The organism is Blastopirellula marina, assembly GCF_002967765.1.
GTDB lineage: Bacteria > Planctomycetota > Planctomycetia > Pirellulales > Pirellulaceae > Bremerella > Bremerella marina_A.
Map to the genome: position 1 here is coordinate 445,458 of NZ_PUHY01000010.1, position 22,908 is coordinate 468,365.

17 protein-coding genes are annotated in these 22,908 nt (G+C 54.6%); 10 read left to right on the forward strand and 7 right to left on the reverse strand.

Annotation, left to right across the window (positions count from 1 at the left end):
- Position 1 precedes the first annotated feature (1 nt).
- The gene (gene tilS, locus C5Y83_RS12790) at positions 2-1,027 is read right to left on the reverse strand and encodes a tRNA lysidine(34) synthetase TilS (protein WP_146117761.1); all 1,026 of its coding nucleotides are present in this window, start codon (positions 1,025-1,027) and stop codon (positions 2-4) included.
- An 814-nt stretch (positions 1,028-1,841) separates the two neighbouring features.
- Here tilS and rny point away from each other — a divergent pair.
- The 5 genes from rny (at position 1,842) to C5Y83_RS12820 (ending at position 7,469) form a co-directional block, all read left to right on the forward strand.
- Positions 1,842-3,395, forward strand: a complete 1,554-nt coding sequence (rny, locus tag C5Y83_RS12800) for a ribonuclease Y (RefSeq protein WP_105330131.1) — start codon at positions 1,842-1,844, stop codon at positions 3,393-3,395.
- Between the two features lie 28 nt (positions 3,396-3,423).
- Positions 3,424-4,227 (forward strand): TIGR00282 family metallophosphoesterase, encoded by an 804-nt coding sequence (locus C5Y83_RS12805; protein ID WP_105330132.1) that lies wholly within the window; start codon positions 3,424-3,426, stop codon positions 4,225-4,227.
- Positions 4,228-4,303: 76 nt separating this feature from the next.
- Positions 4,304-5,731, forward strand: coding sequence for a sulfatase-like hydrolase/transferase (locus C5Y83_RS12810; protein ID WP_105330133.1), 1,428 nt, complete (start codon positions 4,304-4,306; stop codon positions 5,729-5,731).
- A gap of 44 nt (positions 5,732-5,775) precedes the next feature.
- A complete protein-coding gene (locus tag C5Y83_RS12815; RefSeq protein WP_105330134.1) occupies positions 5,776-6,570 on the forward strand; it encodes a bestrophin family protein in 795 nt (264 codons plus the stop codon).
- 41 nt (positions 6,571-6,611) lie between these two features.
- Positions 6,612-7,469: a hypothetical protein gene (locus C5Y83_RS12820; protein ID WP_105330135.1), complete on the forward strand. Its 858-nt coding sequence runs from the start codon at positions 6,612-6,614 to the stop codon at positions 7,467-7,469.
- Positions 7,470-7,507: 38 nt separating this feature from the next.
- Here C5Y83_RS12820 and C5Y83_RS12825 read toward each other — a convergent pair whose 3' ends face one another.
- Entirely contained in the window at positions 7,508-8,392 is an 885-nt protein-coding gene (locus C5Y83_RS12825) for a hypothetical protein (protein WP_105330136.1), read from the reverse strand.
- Positions 8,393-8,445: 53 nt separating this feature from the next.
- Here C5Y83_RS12825 and C5Y83_RS12830 point away from each other — a divergent pair, with 53 nt between their 5' ends.
- Positions 8,446-9,054: a hypothetical protein gene (locus C5Y83_RS12830; protein WP_105330137.1), complete on the forward strand. Its 609-nt coding sequence runs from the start codon at positions 8,446-8,448 to the stop codon at positions 9,052-9,054.
- Positions 9,055-9,185: 131 nt separating this feature from the next.
- The gene (locus tag C5Y83_RS12835; protein ID WP_158262342.1) at positions 9,186-12,242 is read left to right on the forward strand and encodes a PVC-type heme-binding CxxCH protein; all 3,057 of its coding nucleotides are present in this window, start codon (positions 9,186-9,188) and stop codon (positions 12,240-12,242) included.
- A 6-nt stretch (positions 12,243-12,248) separates the two neighbouring features.
- On the opposite strand, the gene C5Y83_RS12840 is transcribed toward C5Y83_RS12835, so the two are convergent.
- Positions 12,249-12,791 (reverse strand): GrpB family protein, encoded by a 543-nt coding sequence (locus tag C5Y83_RS12840; RefSeq protein WP_105330139.1) that lies wholly within the window; start codon positions 12,789-12,791, stop codon positions 12,249-12,251.
- Positions 12,792-12,968: 177 nt separating this feature from the next.
- Between C5Y83_RS12840 and C5Y83_RS12845 the strand changes: the two genes are divergently transcribed.
- The 3 genes from C5Y83_RS12845 to C5Y83_RS12855 all read left to right on the forward strand — a co-directional run bounded on the left by C5Y83_RS12845 (position 12,969) and on the right by C5Y83_RS12855 (position 15,325).
- Positions 12,969-13,403 (forward strand): DUF2752 domain-containing protein, encoded by a 435-nt coding sequence (locus tag C5Y83_RS12845; RefSeq protein ID WP_146117762.1) that lies wholly within the window; start codon positions 12,969-12,971, stop codon positions 13,401-13,403.
- Positions 13,404-13,464: 61 nt separating this feature from the next.
- Complete coding sequence (locus tag C5Y83_RS12850; protein ID WP_105330141.1) at positions 13,465-14,136, forward strand: hypothetical protein; 672 nt, start codon at positions 13,465-13,467, stop codon at positions 14,134-14,136.
- 205 nt (positions 14,137-14,341) lie between these two features.
- Entirely contained in the window at positions 14,342-15,325 is a 984-nt protein-coding gene (locus tag C5Y83_RS12855; RefSeq protein ID WP_105330142.1) for an alpha/beta hydrolase, read from the forward strand.
- Positions 15,326-15,370: 45 nt separating this feature from the next.
- Here C5Y83_RS12855 and C5Y83_RS12860 read toward each other — a convergent pair whose 3' ends face one another.
- From C5Y83_RS12860 to C5Y83_RS12880, 4 genes are all read right to left on the reverse strand, one after another.
- Complete coding sequence (locus tag C5Y83_RS12860; protein WP_105330143.1) at positions 15,371-16,258, reverse strand: LysM peptidoglycan-binding domain-containing protein; 888 nt, start codon at positions 16,256-16,258, stop codon at positions 15,371-15,373.
- A 466-nt stretch (positions 16,259-16,724) separates the two neighbouring features.
- Entirely contained in the window at positions 16,725-20,579 is a 3,855-nt protein-coding gene (gene secD, locus C5Y83_RS12870) for a protein translocase subunit SecD (RefSeq protein ID WP_105330145.1), read from the reverse strand.
- Positions 20,580-20,704: 125 nt separating this feature from the next.
- A complete protein-coding gene (gene yajC / locus C5Y83_RS12875; protein ID WP_105330146.1) occupies positions 20,705-21,061 on the reverse strand; it encodes a preprotein translocase subunit YajC in 357 nt (118 codons plus the stop codon).
- Between the two features lie 408 nt (positions 21,062-21,469).
- A complete protein-coding gene (locus C5Y83_RS12880) occupies positions 21,470-22,816 on the reverse strand; it encodes a PQQ-binding-like beta-propeller repeat protein (protein ID WP_105330147.1) in 1,347 nt (448 codons plus the stop codon).
- Positions 22,817-22,908 lie beyond the last annotated feature (92 nt).

Sequence of the window (22,908 nt, forward strand, 5' to 3'; positions counted from 1 at the left end):
TCTATCCAAGCATTCGTAAAACCAGGACATCCTCGTCTCGGAAGACGCGGATATTTCCTGGCATAGTATCGGTGGCGGTCAGATCGTCCGATTTCGCCAGATTACTCAGACGCTCCCAGTGCAGCTGCGTCATTTCCTGGCGTGGCCAATTCTGGTCGGTCCAGATGCGAACGAACAATTCCCGCACCAGATAAGGATGAACTTTTTCCAGCTTCCGTACGACGACCGATCGACCGAACGTCGAAGTCTTTACCGCCGTATCGAGAAGTTCTTGCACCTGAAGGTCGATGACTTCCTGACAATCGTTGGCCTGCCGACCAAGTCGAAAGAGGGCGTCGTCGACGTGATCGCCGTAGGCATCGCGCAAGTGGGGCAACAACTGATTGCGAATGCGATTTCGGGTGAACGCGTCGGTGGCATTGGAAGTATCTTCTCGCCAAGGCTGATCGATCGAACGCAAGTATTGAACGATTTCATGTCGCGAGAACGAGAGCAGGGGACGCACCAAGCCCACGCCAGGCAGCCACTCGCGAGCCGTCTGAATCCCACCCAGACCAGCGATACCAGTGCCTCGCAAGATTCGATGTAGCACGGTTTCGATTTGATCGTCTCGATGGTGGGCCGTCACCAAGTAACGTGCTTCGACCTCTCGTGCCACGCGCTCGAAAAACGCGTAACGCATTCCTCGGGCATTGGCTTCCAGCCCTTGGCCACCGACGGCCTCTTGCACCCAACCACTGCTAGCAGCTTCAAAACACGTTGCCAGTTCTAGCTTGGCAGCCAAAGCTTCGACGAACGCCGCATCTTCGTCCGAGGCTGACCCACGCAGACGGTGATTGAAGTGAACGACAACGAGCTTATTTCGGGTGGCAGGGTCCGCTCTATCCGCCAAGAGCCGTAATAATGCGACACTATCCGCCCCGCCGGAGACTGCCACCAAGATCGAGCGATTTCGCCACGAATCTCGCGGCCATTGCTCGAAAAATCGCTGCGAGAGGTCGCTCATGGGGTGGTCAACAATCGTCACTGAGGCATCGTTGGCAGGCAGGGAGAATTCCCTTAATAATCCCCCATTCTGCCAGGAATGCGAGAGCCAAAAAGCTTAGGGTAGCAAAGCATTTCCGTCGATCTCGCGATGCGAAAAAAATGTTAAGCAGGATTCCCGCAACGCCGAAATTGCTTGCTTCCCTTTGGGGGGTAACTCTGTTAATATAGCGTGAACGGGTTGGGCGCTCTATTATCGTGCGCACTTCCCCACGATTGTGTTGATCTAAGCATTCAACGAATCAAGCGAATGACATCGCCTGAGATCGGCTTGGAAGAAGCTCAGTCGAAGTACCGGATAGGTAAACCTTCTAGCCCCATTTGGCTTTTCGGAGGGCAAATAAGCGTGCAAGTACTCCTTTTCGTGATACGGCTCCTGTTGGCGGTCTGTCCTTTTAAGGTGGAAATTCTGAGTCCGGTCCGTGCTCGTACGAAGACTGGATCGCGACGCGCTTCTTCGCAACGAGAAACCGCAGTGGTCCATCTACCGCTGCTTGGCTGGCTGGAAATTGACGCCGATCTTCTCCCTCGTGACGCCTGGGAAAGAGCCCGCCAAGGTTCTTCCAAACGTGCAGGCCCATCGTCCGGACCCGCGTCCGGTCGTCGACACGAAACTTGACTGGGTTCGCACCTGCGCACTCAGTCGGTTCGTTCGGGGGAACGATTCCCACTTCCGGAAACTCGACGGATTTCTTCCTAGCAATTCCGCTGGTCGATTGAAGACCGCTGGAGTCTCATTCAGGCATGCCCTTCGCCTCGTTGAACGCTATTCCATTTAGCTGCAGGAGTAGTAAAACGTGGGATCGGGATGGTATATCGCGTTGACGGCAGTCATCGCGGCGGTTGGATCCGCGCTGCTCGTCAAATTCATCGATCGGCTTCGCAAGAAAGATGTGGAGACCGAGGCGACTCAAATTCTCGACAAAGCCAAACAAGATTCCGAGAATCTCAAAAAGGAAGCCCTTCTCGAAGCCAAGGAAGAAGCTCTTAAACAGAAGACGCAGTCCGAAAAAGATCTCTCCAAGCAACGAGACGAAATTCGGGAACGAGAAAAGTCGCTCGATCGACGGGAAGAATCGCTGGAACAGCAAGCGACTCATCTCCGCAAACAGGAGAACATGGTCGAGAAAAACCAGCGTCGTCTGTCCGAGAAGATCGAAGAAAACGAGAAGCGTTCGACCACTTTGGAAAACATCATTCGGGATCAGCAGGAACGCCTGCACCGAATGAGCGGGCTCAATGCCGAAGAGGCGAAGAGCGAGCTTTTGAAGCTGCTCGATCAGCAGTTGCAATCCGAGACAGGGGCCATCATTCTCAAGCACCAGCGTCGTCTGGAGGACGAAGTTCGTCCGATTGCTCAAGACATGCTGCTGACCGCAATGCAGCGTTTCGCTGCGGCGCACACGGCCGAATCGACCACCAGTACGGTCGATATCCCCAGCGACGAGATGAAGGGACGCATCATCGGTCGGGAAGGGCGGAACATCCGCAGCTTCGAGAAAGAAACCGGCGTCGATGTCATCATCGACGATACGCCGGGCGTGGTGATTGTCAGTGGTTTTGATCCCGTTCGACGCGAGATCGCTCGACAGGCGCTTAACAAGTTGATCGCTGATGGTCGGATTCACCCATCGCGCATCGAGGAAGTGGTCAAGGAAACCCAAGCGGAAATCGAAACAACGATCCGCAAAAAGGGGGAAGAGGCCGCGACCGAAATCAACGTCATGGGGCTGCAACCACGGTTAATCGAAATGCTGGGGCGTCTCCATTTTCGCACCAGCTACAGCCAGAATGTGTTGCGACATAGCGTCGAAGTCGGTTTTATTGCTGGACTGTTAGCCGAAATGATCGGTCTCGATCCGCAGGTAGCTCGCCGCGCGGGCTTGCTGCACGACATCGGTAAGGCAGCCGATCACGAATTGGAAGGTGGACACCCCAAGATTGGTGCCGACCTTTTGAAGCGACACGGCGAATCGCCAGAAGTCGTCCATGCGGCTTTCGGTCATCATGACGAGATTATCACCGAGTATCCCTACACGATGCTGGTCGCCACGGCGGATGCATGTAGTGCCTCGCGTCCAGGTGCCCGTCGCGAGACGCTCGAACGTTACATCAAGCGTATGGAAGAGCTCGAAGCGATTGCCACCGGCTTCCATGGCGTCGAACAGGCGTTCGCTATTCAAGCAGGTCGCGAGCTGCGTGTGATTGCTTCCGCCAAGGAAGTCAACGACGAGATGGCCGCCAAGATTTGTCGTGATATCGCCAAGGCGTTCGAGCAACAGCTGACGTACCCGGGCGAAATCAAAGTTACCATGGTTCGCGAATCCCGCTTTACGGAATTCGCGAGGTAAAACTCTCACCACGGAAAGGTTGTCTCCTTTGAGGATTCTGCACATCGGCGATATCGTCGGCAAAGTCGGACGCGATATCGTTCGCGACGCGGTTCCGGCGCTCCGCGAGAAGTACAACCTTTCGCTGGTCGTGGCCAATGCGGAAAACGCGTGCGGCGGATCCGGCTTAACGCCGGCCGCCCATCGCGAATTGATCGACGCCCATGTCGACTGTTTGACCATGGGCGATCACATCTATCGCCGCAAAGAACTCAATAAAACGCTCGAATCACAGCCCAACATCGTGAAGCCAGCCAATTATCCGGCCTCGGCTCCGGGTAAAGATTTTGCGATCGTCCAGTCAAAAGAAGGTTTGCGTGTCGCCGTGATCAGCGTGATGGGACGCGTCTTCATGCGTCCTGTCGACTGCCCCTGGACAGCGATCGATCGCGTTCTTTCTCAGATCCCGTCCGACATCAAAGTTCGCTGCGTCGACTTTCATGCCGAAGCCACCAGCGACAAACAATTGATGGGACGTCACCTGGATGGTCGCGTCAGTTACTGCTTGGGAACCCATACCCACGTAGCAACTGCTGACGAACAGATCTTTCCTAAGGGGACGGCATTCATGTGCGATGTCGGCATGACCGGCCCACACGAAAGCATCATCGGTCGCCGAATTGACCGCGTTCTTGAGACAACTGTCTCGTTCCGGCCAACGCCTTTCGACGTAGCCCGCGATGATGTTCGCATCAACGGAGCGATTGTCGATGTCGATTCGCAAACGGGCAAAGCAACCGCAATCGAGCGTTTTCAACTGCGTGAAGCTGGGCTAAAAGAACTGCTCAAGTAGGCCGGCAAATCCTTCTCTCGCCAAGCTAGGTTTCTCGATGCATCTCACCGGTCCCATACGCCTAAGTGCTACATCGATGTTTCGTTTCACTTTGTTTTTAGCATTGACGGTTACCCTTCTCGCGGGCAAATCACTCGCTGCCGCTGAGCGTCCTAACGTGGTACTGATGCTGGCCGATGATCTCGGCTGGAACGCGGTGGGCTATCACGGCAATTGGGTGAAGACCCCTAACATCGATCGGATCGCCAGCGATGGGATCGAACTCGATCGATTCTATGTCGCTCCGATGTGCTCGCCGACGCGAGCTGGCATCATGACCGGTCGCTACCCAATCCGTTTCGGCCTGGCACGAGCGGTCATTCCGCCTTATTGCGACTACGGCCTGCCAGTTGAAGAACGCACCCTGCCCGAAGCCCTGGCCGAGGCGGGTTACCAACATCGCGGCATCTTCGGAAAATGGCATCTAGGACATCACCAGTTGAAGTGGCACCCCAACTCGCAGGGCTTCACACATTTCGTTGGTCATTACAACGGCGCGATTGACTACTTCGATTTGACGCGTGAAGGCGTGAGGGACTGGCACGTCGACTTTGATCCTTCGGAAGAGCAGGGTTACTCAACCGATCTGGTCGCTAACGCGGCCTGTGCGTTCATTCGCGAAGTAGCGAAGGACGACGCACCTTACTTCTGTTACATTCCGTTCAATGCTCCACACTCTCCGTTTCAAGCGAAAGAAGACGCCTTGAAACAGGTCAATGCGGACGCAAAACCGAACAACTCTCAAATCTATCGCGCGATGATCTGGACGCTCGACCAAGCAGTGGGTCAGGTATTGGACGCCGTCGAACAAACAGGAGAAGCCGACAATACCCAAGTTTGGTTCCTAAGTGACAACGGAGGCGTTGGGCAGTTTCCACGCAACAATCGACCGCTCCGTGGTGCCAAGCTGACCACATTTGAAGGAGGCGTCCGCGTCGTCGCCTGTGTCCGCTGGCCGGCTGGCTGGAAAGGTGGCCGCAAGATCGAAAACACGATGGGTTACATCGACGTCATGCCAACGATCTTGGCCAGTGCCGGGATCGATCCTGCGTCAGGCCAACCAGCCGATCGACCATTGGATGGCGTTAGCGTGAACGCTTTGCTCAACGGAACCGCAAGCGATTTCCCCGAACGGGATTGGTATTCCTACCATGGACAACCGGGACCGCAGAAGGAAACCATCGCCATTAAGACTGCCAACTGGAAGCTGATCGTTAACGGCCCAGATATTCGCGACGGCATCAAACCGAAACTTCATCAAATCTTCCTCTTTTCGATGCCGGGCGACTTACTAGAACAGAACAACGTCGCCGATCAACATCCAGAAATCGTGCAGCAGCTAACCGAGAAGTTGGTTGCCCATCGCAAGCTGCAGCCTGAGGAGGGTGTCCCGCCGTACGGAACTGGGCAAAAGGGATTTGAGCCGTGGAAGAACTGGGATATAAAACTGGCTCCTCAGAAATAGTCGACATAATGACTTGAGCTTCCCTTGTTGCATCGAACGAGCCAATGCACCTCCAACTGCTGTTCTGGATGCTTCTGCTGGCGGTTTACAGTACGATCGCTACCGCCGTAACGCAGGCAATCGTCTTCCCCGAATGGGACTGGGGAGATGAAATCACAACGGTGCTTGGTGTTTCGATTGGGGTTCTACTCGTTTTTCGCAATCGTTCGGCCTACGATCGCTGGTGGGAAGCTCGAACACTTTGGGGACAATTGATTAATGAGTCCCGAAATCTGGCCGTAAAGGCGGCTGCCTTTGCCGAGGTCGATTCTGACGACCGAAAAGCGTTTGCCGAATTGTTGGCAACGTTTCCTCAAGCGCTGCGGATGCATCTTCGTGGTCAGCGCGATCCACTACCAAACCTCGAAGCCCTCTTTCCGGAAATCTCCGACGTCCAGCATCGGCCCGGCTTCATCTCGCTGCAGATCTTTAAGTTTATGAACAAGTGGAATCGTAACAACGATCTATTCACCTCCATCCGCATCTTAGAGCGACAAGCCAATGGGCTGCTTGATGTTTGCGGTGGTTGCGAACGAATTCGCAATACTCCGATGGTTCCCAGCTATCGTTACATGGCCTGGAGTAGCGTAATCTTGTACTGCCTTGTTTCGCCCTGGCCGCTAGGTATCAATCATGGCTGGTTTGCCATCCCAATCGACTTGCTGGCAGGCGGGTTTCTTCTTGGAATGGAGATGGTGGCCGAGGCCATCGAAGAACCATTCGGCACCGACTACGACGACTTACCGCTGGAACGTTACTGTGGCGTGATTGAGTCGTTCGTGCGCGAGACGTTGGGATAGTTTTACCACAAGAAGGGACCAATCCCAGCGAATAATCTTTAATGGACGCTCGGATCGAAATCTTCTGGCATGCATTGGCCGTGGCAATTGTCATGATCCTAGCCGCTCTGATCGTTGGCTGCTTGATTTTTATTCGTCTGGAAAAGGACTTTCAGAGAGCGACCTTGACGCTTTATTCTGCTTGCGGTTTCGCCTATTTCATACTGTTATTTGCCAGTGGCTTTTTGATGAACGGAGGCGGCATGGCAGGCAGTGCCATGAACGGCATAAACGCAGGCGGGCATTACATTCTGGTCACCAAAGGGCGAGAGACCGAGGTAACGCAGTCGTACTGGGAATGGGCACTCTTTAGTGAGTATCTGTCGCGAATTCTTCTGTTCGTGATTGTGATGACTATTGCCGGAATCCTGGTTCACGCTAAATTTCGGGAATACAACACTTACAAACCCTCACGTAAATCGGCTCCTCGCCGTCCCCATCCTCACATAAGCAATATGCAAGCGTTACCCTTCGAAGATCAGTTTCGCAATTGGTTACGAGAAAGCCTCTCGGACGGTGCCCCGGAAGATATCGTCGGCTTTGCCTTTAACCTTTATGAACCAGGTGACGATCCCAACTCGAAGTTCGCCGTCGAACTGGTCGGCACAGACGAATTTCAACGTCACGATTCTGATTGGCCCTGCGCAGAAATCTGGGAGCCGAAAACGCGCGGCCTCCATATCCCGCTCGACTACAGCGGCGACGATTGGGAAGAATGCCTCACACAACTCCGCGAAGTAGTTAAGGAAGTTCTGGCTGGCGACTCGGTAGCCGCTCAAACCCTTCGCTCGGTGGAAGGGGTTGGGCTTGGCTTTGTTGACGGTGATTTAGAGATCCTCTGGCAGCGACCAACTGGTTAATAAGCGACAGCCAACGAAAGCCTTCTTCCGACCCACACTTAGAGTTTCAGCTTTTTCGTGAGCATCTCGGCTTGCTCGTCCGTCAGTGGTTCCCATTCGATCTTTACTTTGGGCAGGGCAGCCTCAAGTCGATCGACATCTTCTGCGGCGATATCAACCTGACTGATCTTAAGGACTCTCAAGTTCGGCAGCTCTTTCAGCTGTATGATCCCGTCGAAGTCTAGGCGGGCCTCAGTCAGTTCGATCGTTTCCAGCGAAGGAATTTCCGCCAGGATGGCCAGAGTTTCATTGTCGAAACTTGCAGGCGTCATCTTGCCCCAGTTGGGCAGCCGTTGCCCGAGACGGATCGACTTGAGATTCTTCAGCTTCACCAAGTTTTTAAGCCCGGCCGACGTCTCAGTGTTGTGCCACTCCCGAAACGACTCTAGCTGGGTCAGTTCACCAACTGCCTGCAAAGCTTCGTCCCCAGCCGTCGCCCCCGCGAACGTAAGCTGCGTGAGCGTGGGAATCGCTTTCAGATGAGCAAGCCCTTTACCGCTGAACGATTCCTGCTTGCGGGACGGATGAAAAATCGAAAGACGTGACAGCTTGCCAAATGCCGTGAAGCCACGGTAGCCGTCGTCGGTCAACTGCGAGCCATTGATCATGATCGACTCCAATTCCTTCAAGCGAGCCAGGATCTTGAGTTGTTCGTCGTTCAACTCCTTCCCGCTAAGCGAAATCGATTTTAGGCCGGTTAGCTTGCCGATGATTTCGTACTCGGCATCGGTATAGCCGTCGCAATTAACCTGCAAGCCGTAGATCTGGCCGTTGCGCATCTGCACTTTGGCCTGGATCTTCTCCAGGTCAGCCACACTTGGTTCTGCGGCAATCAACTGCAAACTCAGGGTCAGCAGAAGAAGTAGGGAGGCAACATATCGCATAAGATAATCCTTGAAAGAGGTGTCCCCTCAATATAGCTGGTATACTCAGCGGAATGAATTGCCATGAAGCCCTTTCTACGCTGAAACAACATTCGCCGTTGCCTTCCGATGGCACGTATGATGTCGCCACGTTCGAAGCCATCTCTCAAGCTCTGAGTGCACTTCCACGCTGCTCCCCAAGCGAAGTAATTCCCGCTCTGCTAATGTGTGCCGATTCGCATTCGGACGAACGACTGCTCAGCGGAGCCGCCCATGTTCTGGCCAACTTTCCCTTAAATGTGCTGCAGCCGTACCTCGCCGACCTTTCTTCCCAAAACCGTCCGGCGGTCTGGCTGTTGGCGATTTTTGACCAATTGCCGCAGTTTGCTTCTCAAACGCACCTTCAGCAGATGCGGGCAAGTGCTACCGACGATGAGGTTTGCGAAAGAATCGATGCGGAAATCAAGCGTCTCTGCGGTGACGATACCGACGATGAAGTCGACGCCACGATGACTCAATTCAAGCGTCAGCAGAATCTGCCCCAAGTCTGCGAGAAGGCCGACGCGGCATTTCGGCTTAAGGACTTTGTCGTGGTGATTCGGCTTTTGACGCCCTATCAGGAGATTCTCCCGAAAGCCTATCAACATAAACTGCAGATCGCTCGACGTAAGGTAGCAAATTAAAGGGAACCGATATCACGAAACATTAAGGAGAAAACTGGCATTCCATGAAGTCCCACAGTACAACTAACAGCATCGACGCCCCGCCTTTTCCCTTCCTGATCCGACCTTCACTCACCGCATCGATGGCTACCATGAAAACCGTACTGTGTGGCATTGGCCTATCCCTGCTCCTTGTTGTGTTCGGTACGGTGGCTTCCGCTGAAGAGCCCAATACCAAACAGCGTTCTCTCGATGCCGCCGAGAACGAGGCAGTTCGCGAACACATTCGCAACTTCGACGGACGCGGTGCGGTGGGGGATTTCACAATTGCGGCCAAGTCCCCGGCAGAAGCGGAAAAGGAATTTGTGACGCCGGATGATGTCACCGTCAAAGCAGTCCTCGCCGAACCAAGCGTTCGCCAGCCAGTCTGCATTAACTTCGACGAAAGGGGACGGATGTGGGTTGTGCAGTATCTGCAATATCCGTTTCCCGCCGGGCTCAAGATTGTGAAGTATGACGAGCACTTACGCGCCGTGTTCGACAAGGTTCCGCCCGCGCCGCCGAATCATGACCGTGGAGCAGATAAGATCACCATCCATGAAGACATCGACGGAGACGGCAACTACGACACGCAGAAGACTTTCGTCGAGGGGCTGAACATCGCGACGAGCGCTTTGCCTGGTCGCGGGGGTGTTTGGATTTTGAATCCCCCCTATCTCCTTTTCTATCCCGACGCCAATCAGGACGATGTACCGGATGGAGATCCCGAGGTCCATCTTTCAGGCTTTGGCTTGGAAGATACGCATGCGGTTGCCAACAGTTTGACTTGGGGCCCTGATGGCTGGCTGTATGCAGCTCAGGGAAGCACATGCTGGGCGACCGTCAATGTCCTGAAAGATCCTTCCCATCCGCCAGTTCACTTCAAAGGGCAGGGCGTTTGGCGTTATCACCCGGAGACGCATCAGTTCGAGATCTTCGCCGAAGGGGGTGGCAATACGTTTGCGGTCGAATTCGACGAGAAAGGGCGGATCTACTCAGGCCACAACGGAGGTAACACACGCGGCTTCCATTACGTGCAAGGTGGCTACTACCAGAAAAGCTGGGGGAAGCATGGAGCGCTGACCAATCCCCACGCTTACGGTTTTTTCCCACAGATGAAACATGCCAACGTCGAACGCTTCAGCCACACGCTGATCAAATACGAAAGCAACACACTACCCAAGCGTTACCAACACCGCATCATCGCGCCGGTCCCGCTGCACAACTACGTGGCGGTCTCGAAGGTATCTCCAGATGGTTCAACATTTCAGACAGAAGATGAACTCAAAGTGCTGGAGACGGACGATGTATGGTTCCGTCCGGTCGATATTAAATCAGGCCCCGATGGGTGCGTGTACATCACCGACTGGTGCGATACCCGCCTAACCCATGTCGATCCGCGAGATACTTGGGATCGGCAACGAGGTCGAATCTGGCGAATTCAACCCACTGAATATCCGTCCCAAACGCCCAGCGATCTCAGCAAGCTTTCAACAGAGCAGCTTATCGAGAAGCTTGCCAGCTCTAACAAGCTAACACGGCAACTATGCCAGCGAATGCTGCGTGAACATGGCGATCCTCAGTTTGCAGATCGCTTAATCGAGAAGCTGCCAGAAACCAACGATCAGTTGGCCCTGGAATATTTGTGGGCGATCGATGCCCTTGGTCGCTACGAACAACGTGCTGCCGAGATCGCACTTGTGCACCAAGATCCGTACGTGCGCATGTGGGGTGTCCGACTGTTGACGCCGAAACTGGTCGAATCGAATGCAACAGAGCTGATCTCGTTGGCACAGAAGGAGTCTCACCCGGAGGTCTGTAGCCAACTCGCCTCCACTGCCAAACGCATTCCAGGCACCGTCGGTTTGGACATGGCCACGAATCTCGCTAAAAGGGACGAATTAGCCAGCGATCCACATCTTCCACTGCTCACCTGGTGGGCGATTGAAGAACACGCCGACGACTCGTCTCTGGACGTCGAAATGCTCGTCAATTCCTTGGAAACCGCCAAGATTGGTCGCGAAGTCGTGTTGCCCAGGTTCGCTCAACGCTTGGCCGCTGAACCGACGGAAGTCAACTTAACGCGACTTGCGAACGTACTTGGCGCTGCCGATGAACAAGCGTTGCGTCAGGAAATGTTGACTTCGATCGATACCGCATTCACCGGTCGCAAGATCGAGCACATGCCTGAAGAGTTACGCGAGGCCATTGTCGCGGCAGCCAACCGAGGATCATCTTCACAACTGGCATTGCTAGTACGCGCTGGGCAAAAGGAAGCCGAAACTACGGCGATCGAGATGATCGAAAACGCCAAGACGAAGCAAGATCAGCGATTGAAACTGATTCAGCTCTTAGGCCAGGTTGGCTCCAGCGAGGCGCGGGATGCCTTGCTGCGTGTCGCCATATCTTCCGCCCCCGAAGCCGTTCGTGTCACGGCGATTACTAGCCTCGGCTCGTTCGAGGCCCCGTCAATCGCTAACCAATTGGTGGCCCGCTATCCTCAAGAGTCGGATGCAATCCAAGCGGCAATCATCGAACTGACAACTGCCCGTGCGGCGGCCGCTTATCACCTGCTCGATGCCGTCGAGGTGGAGCAAATTCCACGTACGGCGGTTTCTGTCGACCTGCTCGAAAATCTGAAGTTACATGGCGATAAGAAGCTAAACCAACGCATCGCGAAGCTATGGGGCACCACGCGTGCCACGCCAGATCAATTGGCTGCGGAGCTAACGCAGACCGCAACCATTTTGAAAACCGGAAGCGGCAACGCCGAGCATGGCCTGGCGCTTTTCAAGAAACGCTGCGCGAACTGTCACAAGCTACATGGAGAAGGAGCAAGCATTGGGCCCGAGCTTACCGGCTACGAGCGAACCAATCTCGACTTCATGCTGCTTTCGATTGTTGATCCCAGTGCTGCGATTCGGGAGGAGTACACCAACTACCGGGTGTTGACGGACGATGGGCGGGTAATTTCCGGCTTCCTCAAGAACCAGGACGAAAAAACCATCACGCTGCAGAATGCGGAGAATCCGGAACTCGTGATCCCACGCGATGAGATCGAAGCGGGCCCGGTCGCGATTGAGAAATCACTGATGCCTGACCGTCTCTTGGAAGGGCTCTCAGCTACCGAGATCCGCGATTTGTTCGCATACCTGCAAAGCGACAAGTAGAGCCAATTATGACGAGCGATCACGATGATTCTCGTGATACCACGCGATGGCCTTCTGCTCGTGCTCGACGACAAATGCCTGCTTGCCGTCGCAATATTTTTCGTTGTCGTGCTGGCACATTTGGGCACACCACCGCTTTAAGCTGGCATACTCCTCAGCAACTTTTGGATGAGCAATCAAGTAATCACGAAACGCGAGATGCCGCATCACGTCCGCCGAATCCACGACGAACGCATGCACGTGATGCGTTCTTTCAATCAGGCCACGCAGATAGAATCGGCGGCCAGCTATTCCCAATTCGCCGCGCGGCGTATAGCCGAGTCGCTCCATCGCGCGATTCTTCGCATCGAGCGCCACCACGTCCGTAACTTCCAGCAAGATATCGATGATCGGTTTCGCTGCGAGTCCAGGAACGGCGGTGCTTCCAATGTGATGAGCTTTGATCAATAGAACGCCTAGCACCTCTGTTATGCGCTCCGTCTCGGCTTCAAACGCGCGAGGCCATGCGGGGTTAGCCGGGACGACTTCAATCAGGCGGTGGTTGGTCATGGACGGACAACGGGGTTAAGGAACGATTTGGGTTCGGGGGCCGCGTTCTGAACGCCTAAACTGCCAGCATCCTTTTCGCCGGTAAAATACGATGATAGCATCGAATACGTGAATCTTGTCTTGCTTGGTTTACCCGTATTCGGTATCGTTCGCGCCCGATTGAAGAGCAATTCTGTCATGACTGAAGTTCCAACTCCCCGACCACTTCGCTGGTACGAGCGACTTTTGCTGGGGACAGGCGGACTGATCTTGGCCGTTTTGCTGGGAACAGCCGCTTGGTTAACGCCCAGCGCGCGTGGCATGGGAACCCATCAACAATTGGGGCTTCCGCCATGCACGATGGTGCAATTGACCGGCATGCGATGCCCTTCCTGCGGGATGACCACCAGTTGGTCGTACTTGATGAAGGGAAACGTGGTGGGATCGCTGAAAGCGAACTCGGCCGGCTGTTTGATGGGACTGATCGCTCTGGTACTTTCCCCTTGGTTTATGAGTTCTGCGATCGTAGGGCGAATGACCGTGCGGGTACCTGGCGACGCGGTGCTAATCACGATCACGATGTTGGTGGTCGCGGTGACACTGGTCGATTGGCTCTATCGAATCAACTTATGAGAAACCTTGGCCTGAAACGACTTCCGGCCAACTGACAATTCACCACGGATGGATCGAGTCCATGAAACACGGACGCTATCGAATTTCGCCGCAGTCGTTCTCGGGCATTCTGCCACTTCTGTTGTTGTGCTTGTTGCTGCTGGGTAACAGTGGTTGCGTCGGCTTGCTGGCAGCGCTCTTGTCGCGTGGCGACTACCAACCGGCCAGATTCGATGGACTCGCTGAAAAGAAGGTCGCCGTGCTTTGCGTCGCCGGACCTTCCTTTTATTCCGAAACCTCAACTTCGCGTCGACTCGCCGAACAGGTCGAAGGACTTCTCGTCTCGCATATCGAGGACGTGTCGGTCGTTTCGCAGCAAAAGATTGACGACTGGAAAGATCGTAGCGGCTGGGACAGTGTCGACTACCGCGAAGCCGGCAAGGCCCTGGGGGCCGACATGGTGGTGGCAATCGATCTAGTTCGATTTGAAATCCAACCCAACCCAGGCGTCTACAAGGGAACCGCCGAGTACGTTATTAATGTCTACGACATTCACAACAATGGCGAAGTGGTCTTCCGAGATTCCCCTAAAGCCATCGAATTCCCTACCAACGGCATAATGTCCAGCACGGGCAACGAGCGTGAATTCCGCAGCTCGTTCATGCAGTTAATCTCGCACCGCATTGCTCGCAATTTCTATAAGTACAATGTCAACGAAGACTTGATGCTCGACGAGAGCTTCATTTCTCGCTAAACGGACGGGTACGGCAATGATACGGGACTACTTTTGTCTCGCATATTCTTGCGAGGGGTGAGCTATCATACATTCGCCCCTCAGACGCGGAAAAGTTGACCCGCGTGAAAACAGCGTCTAACATTTAGTAAAGTCAAACACTGACTTACGTTACGCCACTTCGGTGACGTTCTCTTCCCCACGACCTCCAATCAATCCGGCCAAGATGCGTTTGCTTAAATTCTCGCTAATCGTCGCTCTGTGCGCCTTTTTGACCTGGGATGCCTCCAGCGTTCAAGCTCAGCCGCCAGCAGCAACTCCGAAGCCGACCACACCGAAGCCCACGCCCAAACCGGCCGGGCCGCGGAAGGAAATCCCACCACCGGAAGCGATTACGGTGACCACCAAGGATGGCGTCAACATCCATGCTACCTACTACGGTAGTGCCGAAGGAAAGAAGGCGATCCCGGTGATCATGTTGCCCGGTTGGGAACGCAGCCAGAACGACTTACGTGTTCTAGCGGGGATTATGCAGAAACAAGGACTGGCTGTCGTGACCGTTGACCTTCGCGGTCACGGAGCGAGCAAATCCGTTCAAGGACCTGGCGGGCAGGTTACCGACATCGATCTCGACCGAATTCGCGCTAGCGACTTCGAGACCTTCGTTGCCCAAGACTTGGAAGCGATTAAGAGCTTCCTGATGGATGAAAACAACAAGGGCAATCTCAACATCGAGATGCTGACGATCATCGGTTGCGATTTCAGCGCGATTGCTGCCGTGAATTTCGCTGCCCGCGATTGGAGCTGGCCAACGCTTCCCTCGCTGAAGCAGGGACAAGACGTGAAAGGGCTGGTTCTGATCTCGCCGCCGCGAAGCTTTAAAGGCTTCAATGCGAATCAGGCACTGAAGATGCCCATTATCCAGAATGAACTGTCGATCATGATCATTGTCGGTGAAGGCAACCGAAGTGACTTCTCCGATGCCAAGCGAATGTTCACTTCGCTCGAGAAGTTTCGACAAAAACGAATGGACGATCCCATGGATCGCACCCTCTTCTTTGCTCCGAAGCCGAACGACCTGTCAGGCACCGCCTTACTGGCCGACCCTCGGGCTAACTGCTTGAAGGACATCCTTTACTTCACCAACACGCATCTAGCGGAACTGCAAGCCAACGATCCTTGGCATGACCGCTCGACGCCGCTGAAATAGTCGCTGGCGTTTTCTATCGCCAGACACATCGCCGCCGGGAAACGTTTAGATCCCAGGCGGCGCGAGGGTTGTCCAAGGCTGGTCGCCCCCAGGCAGCCGATCCCCAGTTGATTGGATCGGCTTCATCTTTGTCATCGGCCGCAGTTGTGGTGCGGCTTGGTCTGCTTGAGCCACAGGGCTGCCAGACGGAATCCTCAGCTTGACGCCAATCGGCAATAGGTCGGGCGAATCAAGTTGCGAACGATTGGCCTGATAGATGGCATCCGCGAGGAGCGGATCGCCGAGGTACTTCTCGGCGATTGACTCCAAGCTATCTCCATCGCGTACGCGGTGCTCCCGCGTTATTGGTGAACCGCTATTGCTCGTCCCGTGATTTGGCGGGGCAATGCGGGGCAGGGGAGTGAACTGCTGTTGAACTTGCGTTTCTGGCAGTTGGGGCTTCATGACTTGCCGCGTAGTAATCACCGGCGAAGTCACCGAAGGAGGTAGCGGTTGAGCCGAACCTGGGATTTCGATCGGAACGACTGCGCGACTGGCCGAACTTGGGGCGTCCATCGCTTCAACGCGTGTTGCCAGGCTCACGCTGCCAACTTGGTTGATTGGAACATCAGCCAGAATTGGCTGAGCCGGGGCCCGATTCGGCTGCTCGATTGCGACCGATAAGGCCGGAATCTGGGCTGGATTGTCGAGCCCCATCGCCGTTTCCGGGCGAGGAGTCAACGTAACGACATCGGGACGAGAGACTTGCTGGTCCCAATAATGTTGGGCATCGAAGTTCGGTTCGGCCCGTTGTGTTTGCACCGCTTCATTCGCGGCAGTTGCCTCAGGGGGCGCCTGAGGAGGAGCTGTCCATGCCGACCAATAGGGCATGGCTGACCCAAGTCCGATCACTCCGAGTGCGGCCAGGGTCAAAAATTTGGAATCGCCATTCATGTTGCGTACCGTCGTCTTGGGGAGTCACGTGTACGCAGTCCATTGCATTACTTCTCGAAGACCATCCTGATACTTCGGTTCATCGACACCTGCTAGCGTCGGACTCTTGAAATTTGAGAAGGCATTCCCACGTTTTTCACCTGAGCGAGGCACGAATGTAAGCGACGTGCCCGTCAGGCAAACTTTGCGCTGGAAGACTTTGCCAGCTAGGAAAACCAAGCCTGATTTAGCAAACACACCGACGGGTGATGACTGGCTCTGCTTGGTTTCGCCAAGAGCACTTCCCACTCTTTAAACCAAGCAGAGCCAGTTGGCCATCGACCCGACAATAGCCAAATCACATGTTCATTACGCGATGCTTGCGCGGGCGAGTTCGAGTTTCGCCAAGAGGTTTCAGCGCATAAAAAGAAGACGGCACCAAAAGGTACCGTCTTCGCAAAGTTTATCGATTAGCGAAGCCTGGCAATTAAGCCTTGGCTTTACCTTGATCGCGATTCATCAACCACAGCAGTACTGGGCACGCGATGAAGATCGTGCTGTACGTACCAGCAATCACGCCGATCACCAGCGAGAAGGCAAAGCTGTGGATGCCTTCACCACCGATGAAGTACAGAATCATGACCACGATCAACGTCGTGAGCGAGGTCAACAAGGTACGTCCAAGCGTCTGGTTCACGCTCAGGTTGACCATCTCTGGCGTCAGATGAGGATCCTTACCACGGACTTCGCGGATACGGTCGAAGATCACGATCGTATCGTTCAGCGAGTAACCGATGATCGTCAGAAACGCGGCCACAACCGGCAAGCTGATCTTGAACTCGGTCACTTGCAGGAAGCCCAACGCAGGAGCCATCCACAGGCTCAACGCAATGAAGCCCAGCGTCACGAGGACGTCGTGCACCAAGGCCACCACGGCAGCGAGACCGAAGGCCACGCTTTGGAAACGGAACCAAATGTAGCCCACAATACCGATCAAGCAGAACAGAATAGCCGAGACCGCCATCGTCTGCATGTCACCAGCAACCTTGCTACCGATCTTGCTGGAGGAAGGCCAAACCGGAGTCGCATCAAGCTTGACGCTCATCTTCTCCAAGATCTTGGCCGATTCAGCCGGCGACGTCGACATCTTGATCGCCCACTTCTCTTGGCTGACACGGCTATCCATAGGCAACAGATTGCCGTCCTTGTCCAGCAAAGCAACTTCCGGTCGAGCGACAGCCAAATCATCCGCCGCCAGATCGATCAACGAACGCACCGTGTCGGCACTGATTCCTTCGTCGAAGGTCAGCTCCGTTTCCGTTGCGAAACGCGGCTTCTCTGGCGCGGCTTCTTCATTGAACATGCTGCCCGCTGGAACCTCGCTTGTCGGAGTCTCTTCGGCCGGAGTCTCAGTAGCCTGAGCTTCGGTCGCTGGAGCTTCCGTCATAGGCGACTCTGCCGAGGTTTCCGCCATCGGAGCAGGCTCCGTCATTGGCATCGGCTCGGCCATTGGTTCGGCAGGTTGCTCTTCCATCGGTTTTTCTTCAGCCGGTGGCTCGTCTGCAGGCTTCTCCTCCGCAGGAGCTTCTTCCGCAGGCTTTTCGTCTGCAGGCTTAGCTTCTTCCATGGGAGGCTCTTCGGGGGCTTCTTCGTCTTGCAGAAGAACCGCGTCGAAGGCGAGTTGCCACGGCAGCATCGCCAACAACTTAGAAGAAACCGGAGCAAGGAATGACTGTTCGTCACCTTCAGGAGCGGCTGGCTTCTCTTCCATCGGAGCTTCGGTCGTCGTCGGAGAAGTCTCCGGCTTGTCGGTCGCTTCAGGAGAGCTGCTTGCTGCTTCGCCAGTTGGTGGCGTGAAGTCCATGTTATGCATCACCAACAAGCTTTCGCCGTTAGGACCAGTAAAGACTTCTTCAATCTTGTCTTGCACCACGTCGACGCCGGCAGGAATCATGCCGGTGTTGTAACGCAGTGCGTCGGTGCTGAAGTTCATCTTCAGGTTGCTGGCCGTGTTGGTCTTGTCGTCCACGTTCTTGACCGACATCTCCCCTTCCGAGGAATTGGTCGCGTCAGTGAACTCGATTCCATCGGAATCGACGTTTGGCGTGACGGCAATTTCGACATCGGCGGCGTCCAGCTTCTTGATGATCTGATTCAACGAGTTCAACCCCGACAGATCAACTTCAGCCGACTTACCTTTGCGGTCGGTCATCAATACCTTACCCAGCTCGCCGTATTCGGCCAGCGAAGTATCGACCTTGTAGATCCGATCTTCCGAACCTTCCAGCGTGACGGCACTGACGGAAAGGTCAGGCAAAACACCGGTCAGCTTGCTACGTACTTCCGAGATTGGCATCGGTTCGTTCAGGTAAATCTGAACGGAAGAACCACCGTTGAAGTCGATGTCAAAAATCGTCTTGCCACGAGCTCCCACACCAATCAAGCCAACTAGAATGACGACCACCGAAACAATCGCGGCGACCTTCTGCTTGCCGATGAAGTCGTAACCAATACTCGAAGCCGAAGGCATGAAGCTCAACGACTTGATAATGCGTTTACGTTCCAAGATCTCGAAGATGCCTCGCGAAACATAGATCGCGGTGAACATACTCATCAAGATACCGATGAACAACGTCACACCGAACCCACGAACCTGATCGGTACCGATGCGGTAAAGCACGGCAGCCGTGATCAAGGTGGTGATGTTGGCATCGACAATGGTCGACATCGCTTTCGAGAAACCGTTATTCAAGGCAACTCGCAGCGTGGCACCACCTTTGAGTTCTTCGCGGATACGCTCGAAAATCAGCACATTCGCGTCGACCGACATACCGACGGTCAACACCAAACCAGCGATACCTGGCAGCGTGAGGTCAGCGATCGGAATCAACACGGCCATGATCAACAGCAGGTTGAACAGCAGAGCGAAACACGCGACCACACCAGCAACACGGTAATAAATAACCATGAAGATCAACACGGCGATCAACGAGATCCCAATGGCGATCTTACCCTTGCGGACCGTGTCGTCACCCAGCGTGGCACTGATCGTTTGCTCGCTGATCGGCTCTTTACGAAGCACAACTGGCAATTTACCGGCACGCAACACCTGGGCCAGATCTGAAGCTTCTTGCTGACTGAAATCGCCGGTTATGATACCGCTATCGGTAATCACCGCATTGATTCGCGGAGCCGAGATCAGGACGTTATCCATCACGATACCCAGCTGACGCGGAATGTTCGGTTCGGTCAGATTGTTTTGCGAAAGGTGCCCCATGCGATTGGTACCGTCCACATTGAAGCTGAACGAAATCGCTGGCGAACCATATTCGTCACGCGTCACCGAAGCACCATTGAGGTGGCTACCGCTGAGTTGATATTCAGGTGGCTCAACCTTCATCAATGCTTCCAGCGTCTGACCAGGACCACCACCACGAACCATGTGGCGGCTTTCGTTGATCATCGGAGTCATGTCGGTCGAGGTCGGATTGTAGTTACCAACCGCACCCGCACGATCCTTTTCAACACGCACCCAACGACCAATGCGATTGCCTTCGCGATCGGTGACATAGGTGACACCGTATTGCGATTCGTCCTGGGCACGCGTCATCAAGAAGTCATGGTCCTGGCTGTTGGCCAAGATCAAGAAGTCGAGCACACCCGCTTTGGTAATCCGGCGTTTGATTGAGTCGAGATCAGCGGACTCCGCCAACGGAATCTGGACTTCAACCTGGTTCTCGCCATAAGGGCGGATGACAACTTCGGAAACACCGGATGGGTTGATACGCTTTTGCAGCTGTTGAATCAGCTGGGCGGTACCTTCCTTCAAGCGAGCAGCATTGGTTTGCTCAAGCACAGAGGTGTTGCCGGAAGCAGCCGCGTTGGTCGCCAGCAAGTCCAAGCTGGCTTCTTCGTCGACTTCGTAAATCAGAATGATCCCACCTTGAAGGTCGATACCGAAACGAGGCGGCCACAACAAAACGCAGATCGCGATGCTACAGACCAAGCTGGCCAGCGTGATCCCCAGCCGTTGGCTGAGATCGGGCAAGCGAATTGCCTTGGCGATCCAGGCGCCCAAGAAATAAGGAAGCACAATCGTCAAAGCGATAACCGCCAAGACGTTGAACGTTGTGTACCCTTCGGATTCGGAAGCTTGTGCTTGAACTGGAGTGACTTCGATCGTTGGCCCAGTGGCATCGCCGGCCGGCACGGTTTGTGCCATTGCGGTCGAGCCTAGCCACGAACTTCCGCCAGCGTCCAGCCCGAAATCGACGCCCGTCAACAAAGTGACAGTCAGCGTCAGCACGAGCATGACAGCAAAAATCGTGCAACTCTTCTGCATCGCGTGTCTCCACGCCTTGGGACTACGTGTCCTGAGGCAAGTGTGAATATTGGAAAGTGGAATCGTCCCTGATCTATTCCATGGCTTGTCGGTCTTGTCCGGGGAAGGACATGGGGCGGAGGAAACTAAGATTCGGCGTTATCACTCGATTTGCCATCTCTCGAAAGCACACCGGCGATCGCTCGCGTACGAACCCGCATCTCCGTGCCCGACTTATCATCCAGACGCAGTACGACCTCTTGCTGGTCCTTCTTGACACTGACCACGGTGGCGATGATCCCTCCGATCGTCTCCACGCGATCATTCTTCTTGATTCCTTCGAGCATCTTTTTGGCTTCGGCAGCCTTCTTTTGCTCGGGCCGAATCATCATGAAGTAAGCCAGCACAGGAATGGCAAGAAGAGGTAGATAGCTCAACAGGCCACTCATATCGTCGCCGCCTTGAGCCAAGATGAGAATCGGCAATGCCGTCAAATCAATCATTTCCGCCGATACTTCCTACCGCTTGCCTGGTTCCTCCGTGGCATTCTGTCATGTCACGGTCCGACTTGACTGCTATCACGCTGCCAAGTCGCCGCGGACACACGGCCAGAATTACCCAGAGAATGGACCTGTTTCGTACCGTCCACAAGGTGACAGCACATGGAAACCGATCATGATAAGAGTTTCGTTCTATACCGGCAATAGCGGCCAATCGGGCGAAAAACGACGAAAGGCGGTCGATTTAACCGCCTCATCGCCATTTCTAAGGCACGAAACTGAGCCCTTCTTTACCCAAACCCCCTGACCAGGCTGCCTTTAAGGCAGAGCTGCTCCTCAGCGAGGCGGAGCAGCTTGGGGGTAGTCGGTCGAAACCTAAAAGATTTCAACGATTTACGTCCTGCCAGACGCTTATTTTGCTTCCAGGTCAACCGCGACCAGCTCTTTGTCATTGCGGAAGTAACCGGTCTTGTCAGCAAACGCAGGGTGCGTCCAAACCACGCCGCGGCCGAACGCTTCGCTCGTGGGCTCCAGCACGTGAAAACGTCCAAGCGATTTGAAGCCTTCGGCGGTCAGTTCTGCCACCAATAAGTCACCCACCTCGCTGAAGATCAAGTAACGATGCGAATCGCCAATGCGAGTCAGGAAACAGGTGCCGTGACCAATGTAGCGAGTCACGCCTGGGACAGTAGCGTCGAAGGTGGTCCAGAGTCGGTCGCCGTTCTTCGCATCGGCAGCAACCAAACAGCCATCATTGCAGTCGCTGCCATAAATCACGCCGTCAACAAACAAAGGAGTCGAGGTTCCGCTGTAGACGGCATTCTTTGCCTTGCCTCGCCACAACTCCTTCGCGGCAGGCTTATTCTCGTCCAACTCCATCATTACCGATTCGGTTCGGATACCGCTCGCATACATCTTGTTGCCATCCACCATCGGACGAGCGATCGACATCTCGTAGGAAGGCGTCAGAGGGATTTCCCAATAAACTGTGCCATCTTCAGGCTTTAGCGAGACAACGCCTTCCGGGTGATAGACGATTAGCTGCTTTGTTTGGCCCACCTCAATCACGGATGGTGGGGCATAGCCCATCTTGCAATCGAGCGATTTCCACTCAACCTCGCCGCTCTTCTTGTTGAAAGCGACCACACCCTGGCCTTCGCCACCCACCATCGTGATTAGCAGGTCGTCGAAAACTAGCGGATGCGAAGCACAGCCCCACGTCGGAATTTCTGCACCGAAGTCTTCTTTCAAACTCTGTCGCCAGATAAGTCCGCCCGTTTCGACATCCAAACAGATCAGATCCCCCTCCGCACCCAGCATATAAACCATCGAACCATCGACGGTCGGCGTACATCGAGGTCCTACGGCATACGAGATTTCATAGGTACGTTCGTAGGCATATTCCCACAAACGCTTCCCTGTTTTGACATCGAATGCCTGAATTCGCTCCTGACCAGTTCGTTTTTGCCGAGCACCTGGGTCATTGGCAATTTCGTTCGAATCGGCCACGTAATCAGTGAGAAAGACTCGCCCCCCAGCGACAGCCGGTCCGGCGTAACCCCCAGCGACCGGGACGCGCCACTTCACCTTCAACCCTTCGTCTGGAATCGACTCGATGATGCCATCCTCGCGTAAAACGTCATCTCGCTGAGGCCCCATCCATTGCGGCCAATCATCTGCCAAGCCAGGAGAAGCGATGCCAAAGACCAGCATCGAGAAGAAAGCGAGGGAGAGACGACCAAAGTACGACAGCGGCATTGTTTTTTTCCTTGGCAAGAACTGGCGCGTAGCGAGAGCGGCTCCGATTCACCTTAGAAGCCGCTCAACCGTACCAGGATTCATGAACTTGG

What these genes read in the sequence shown, in the direction of transcription:
- C5Y83_RS12810 (WP_105330133.1), top strand. Translation starts at nt 4,304, where the DNA reads ATGTTTCGTTTCACTTTGTTTTTAGCATTGACGGTTACCCTTCTCGCG.
- C5Y83_RS12855 (WP_105330142.1), top strand. Translation starts at nt 14,342, where the DNA reads ATGCGTTTGCTTAAATTCTCGCTAATCGTCGCTCTGTGCGCCTTTTTG.
- C5Y83_RS12825 (WP_105330136.1), bottom strand. Translation starts at nt 8,392, where the DNA reads ATGCGATATGTTGCCTCCCTACTTCTTCTGCTGACCCTGAGTTTGCAG.
- C5Y83_RS12845 (WP_146117762.1), top strand. Translation starts at nt 12,969, where the DNA reads ATGACTGAAGTTCCAACTCCCCGACCACTTCGCTGGTACGAGCGACTT.
- C5Y83_RS12850 (WP_105330141.1), top strand. Translation starts at nt 13,465, where the DNA reads ATGAAACACGGACGCTATCGAATTTCGCCGCAGTCGTTCTCGGGCATT.
- C5Y83_RS12840 (WP_105330139.1), bottom strand. Translation starts at nt 12,791, where the DNA reads ATGACCAACCACCGCCTGATTGAAGTCGTCCCGGCTAACCCCGCATGG.
- C5Y83_RS12830 (WP_105330137.1), top strand. Translation starts at nt 8,446, where the DNA reads ATGAATTGCCATGAAGCCCTTTCTACGCTGAAACAACATTCGCCGTTG.
- C5Y83_RS12860 (WP_105330143.1), bottom strand. Translation starts at nt 16,258, where the DNA reads ATGAATGGCGATTCCAAATTTTTGACCCTGGCCGCACTCGGAGTGATC.
- C5Y83_RS12815 (WP_105330134.1), top strand. Translation starts at nt 5,776, where the DNA reads ATGCACCTCCAACTGCTGTTCTGGATGCTTCTGCTGGCGGTTTACAGT.
- yajC (WP_105330146.1), bottom strand. Translation starts at nt 21,061, where the DNA reads ATGATTGATTTGACGGCATTGCCGATTCTCATCTTGGCTCAAGGCGGC.
- secD (WP_105330145.1), bottom strand. Translation starts at nt 20,579, where the DNA reads ATGCAGAAGAGTTGCACGATTTTTGCTGTCATGCTCGTGCTGACGCTG.
- C5Y83_RS12880 (WP_105330147.1), bottom strand. Translation starts at nt 22,816, where the DNA reads ATGCCGCTGTCGTACTTTGGTCGTCTCTCCCTCGCTTTCTTCTCGATG.
- C5Y83_RS12820 (WP_105330135.1), top strand. Translation starts at nt 6,612, where the DNA reads ATGGACGCTCGGATCGAAATCTTCTGGCATGCATTGGCCGTGGCAATT.
- C5Y83_RS12835 (WP_158262342.1), top strand. Translation starts at nt 9,186, where the DNA reads ATGAAAACCGTACTGTGTGGCATTGGCCTATCCCTGCTCCTTGTTGTG.